The sequence below is a fragment of the Deinococcus pimensis DSM 21231 genome (assembly GCF_000519345.1).
GTDB classification, from domain to species: Bacteria; Deinococcota; Deinococci; order Deinococcales; family Deinococcaceae; genus Deinococcus_A; species Deinococcus_A pimensis.
The window spans coordinates 107,310-107,622 of sequence record NZ_KI912647.1 but is presented as its reverse complement, the minus strand read 5'-3'; the positions used below and the strand labels follow the sequence as shown (position 1 = coordinate 107,622).

General features: G+C 75.7%; 1 protein-coding gene and 1 pseudogene. Both read right to left on the bottom strand.

Annotated features, from left to right (window positions below; all coding sequences use genetic code 11):
• Positions 1-61: hypothetical protein (locus tag DEIPI_RS42255; RefSeq protein ID WP_425387857.1), on the bottom strand; the 61-nt coding region annotated here is incomplete at its 3' end.
• Positions 58-313, bottom strand: a pseudogene (locus DEIPI_RS39820) (hypothetical protein); the annotation flags it as partial. The gene DEIPI_RS42255 and the pseudogene DEIPI_RS39820, both read right to left, overlap by 4 nt.

The following is a 313-nucleotide window of genomic DNA, read 5'->3' as shown; positions in this document are numbered from 1 at the left end:
GGTGCACCACGAGGTCGAGGTAGCGCCGCATGGGACTCGTCGCCTGCGCGTACGCGCTCAGGCCGAGGCCCGCGTGCCTCCCGGGGCGGGCGCGAAGCGGGTCCGCGCGAGCGACTTGCGTTTCGCCCAGTTCTCCGGCAGGTGCCGCCAGAGCGCGGCGGGCGTCTCGCCGGGCTCGATGGTGCCGGACGTGCCGGAGGGCGCCTCGCGAGGGGAAAGCGGTGGGTCCTGCTGCGCGAAGGGCAGCGCGAGGTCGCGCTGGGAGGCCCAGGTGGCGACCGCCCAGCCCGCGAGCATCATCGCCTCCTGCACG